Annotated in this window: 2 protein-coding genes and 1 pseudogene; all 3 read left to right on the top strand. The window is 73.8% G+C overall.

Annotated elements, in window-relative coordinates; genetic code table 11:
* Positions 1-143: pseudogene (locus tag AOK18_RS35555) on the top strand (DUF6716 putative glycosyltransferase); the annotation flags it as partial.
* Positions 144-205: 62 nt separating this feature from the next.
* Positions 206-1,450 carry an N-acylneuraminate cytidylyltransferase gene (locus tag AOK18_RS20450; RefSeq protein ID WP_055574901.1) on the top strand — a complete coding sequence of 415 codons (1,245 nt, stop codon included), beginning with the start codon at positions 206-208 and terminating at the stop codon, positions 1,448-1,450.
* A gap of 12 nt (positions 1,451-1,462) precedes the next feature.
* Positions 1,463-2,410, top strand: a complete 948-nt coding sequence (locus tag AOK18_RS20445; RefSeq protein ID WP_420865631.1) for an N-acetylneuraminate synthase family protein — start codon at positions 1,463-1,465, stop codon at positions 2,408-2,410.
* Positions 2,411-2,449 lie beyond the last annotated feature (39 nt).

Here is a 2,449-nt window from a genome sequence, read left to right as displayed (position 1 = left end):
ACGGCACCCCGCTGCCCGGCACCCCCGCCGCCGGCAAGGAGCCCGGACCGGTCCGGCAGATCGTGCGCCGCGCGGCGCGCGGCGCCTACCGCCACGGCGTCCAGCGGGTGGCCCCGGTGATCCGCCGGATGGGCGAGCTGTGAGCGCCTCCCCTCCGGCCGGCCGCGACCGCCTCCCCTCCCGTCCAGCTCGAGGAGCTGATCCCATGTCCCGACCGCAAGAGGACCAGGACACCCCGGTGCGCCGGGTGCTCGCGGTGATCCCCGCGCGCGGCGGCTCCAAGGGCGTGCCCGCGAAGAACCTCGCCCCGGTCGGCGGCGTGCCCCTGGTGGCCCGCGCCGTCCGCGAGTGCCGCGCCGCACGCCGGGTCACGGACGTCGTGGTCTCCACCGACGACCGGGCCATCGCGGCCGCGGCCCGGCAGGCCGGCGCCGAGGTCGTGATGCGCCCCGCCGCCCTCGCGGGCGACCTCGCCACCTCGGAGGCGGCCGTCCTGCACGCCCTGGACGCCCACGAGGCGCTGCACGGCGAGCGGGTGGACGTCGTCCTGCTGGTCCAGTGCACCAGCCCCTTCCTGACCCGCGAGGACGTCGACGGGGTGGCCGGCGCGGTCGCCGAGCGGGGCGCCGACACGGCCGTGACCGTCGCCCCGTTCCACGGCTTCGTCTGGCGGGACGCGACCGGCGGGGAGCCGGCGGACGGGAGGAGCGGCGGCTTCGGCGTCAACCACGACAAGTCCTTCCGCCCCCGCCGCCAGGACCGCCCCCAGGACCTCCTGGAGACCGGCGCCGCCTACGCCATGGACGCGGCGGGCTTCCGCGAGCACCGGCACCGCTTCTTCGGCCGCACCGACCTCGTGCGCACCGACCCCGCCCGCGTGCTGGAGATCGACGACCCGCACGACCTCGCCCGCGCCCGCGCCCTCGCCCCGCTCTTCGACGCGGGCCGGCCCGGCGCCCTCCCGGCCGCCGGCGACATCGACGCGGTCGTCCTCGACTTCGACGGCACCCAGACCGACGACCGGGTGCTGATCGACTCCGACGGACGGGAGTCCGTCTCCGTGCACCGCGGGGACGGACTCGGCATCGCCGCCCTGCGCAGGTCGGGCCTGAAGATGCTGATCCTGTCCACGGAACGGAACCCGGTCGTCGCCGCCCGCGCACGCAAGCTCAGGATCCCCGTGCTGCACGGCATCGACCGCAAGGACCTCGCCCTGAAGCAGTGGTGCGAGGAACAGGGCATCGCGCCCGAGCGCGTGCTCTACGTCGGCAACGACGTCAACGACCTCCCGTGCTTCGCCCTCGTGGGCTGGCCCGTGGCGGTCGCGAGCGCCCACGACGTCGTACGCGGCGCCGCACGCGCGGTCACCACCGTCCCCGGTGGCGACGGCGCCGTCCGGGAGATCGCCGGCTGGATCCTCGGCCCCTCCCTCGATTCCCTCCCCAAGTAAGGAAGCACCGTCATGAGCACCGTGAACTCCAGCTCCCGCGTCCGCGCCCTCGGCTCCCGCGAGGCCGGCCCCGGCCGCCCGGTGTACGTCACCGGCGAGATCGGCATCAACCACAACGGCGACATCGAGAACGCGTTCAAGCTGATCGACGCCGCCGCCGAGGCCGGCTGCGACGCCGTCAAGTTCCAGAAGCGCACCCCCGAGATCTGCACCCCGCGCGACCAGTGGGACATCGAGCGGGACACCCCCTGGGGCCGGATGACGTACATCGACTACCGCCACCGCGTGGAGTTCGGCGAGGAGGAGTACCGCCAGATCGACGCCTACTGCAGGAAGCGGGGCATCGACTGGTTCGCCTCCCCGTGGGACACCGAGGCCGTCGCCTTCCTGGAGAAGTTCGACGTCCCCGCCCACAAGGTGGCCTCCGCCTCCCTCACGGACGACGAGCTGCTGCGCGCCCTGCGCGCCACCGGCCGCACGATCATCCTCTCCACCGGCATGTCCACCCCGAAGCAGATCCGCCACGCGGTCGAGGTGCTCGGCAGCGACAACATCCTGCTCTGCCACGCGACGTCCACCTACCCGGCGAAGGCCGAGGAGCTGAACCTCCGTGTGATCAACACCCTCCAGCAGGAGTACCCGAACGTCCCGATCGGCTACTCCGGCCACGAGACCGGCCTGCAGACCACCCTCGCCGCCGTCGCCCTCGGCGCCGCCTTCGTCGAGCGCCACATCACCCTCGACCGCGCCATGTGGGGCTCCGACCAGGCCGCGTCCGTCGAGCCGCAGGGCCTCACCCGCCTGGTCCGCGACATCCGCACCATCGAGGAGTCCCTCGGTGACGGCGTCAAGAAGGTCTACGAGTCCGAGCTGGGCCCGATGAAGAAGCTGCGCCGGGTCCCCGGTGCCGTCGCCGAGGCGGAGATCGCCGCGGCCGCCGGCGAACCGCTGAACGTCTGACCCTCCCTCACCCACCCTCCCCTGACGACGGGAACTGTC

This window comes from Streptomyces prasinopilosus, assembly GCF_001419695.1.
GTDB lineage: Bacteria > Actinomycetota > Actinomycetes > Streptomycetales > Streptomycetaceae > Streptomyces > Streptomyces prasinopilosus.
Note: the sequence above shows the minus strand (reverse complement) of the source record. Positions and strands in the feature narration are given on the sequence as shown.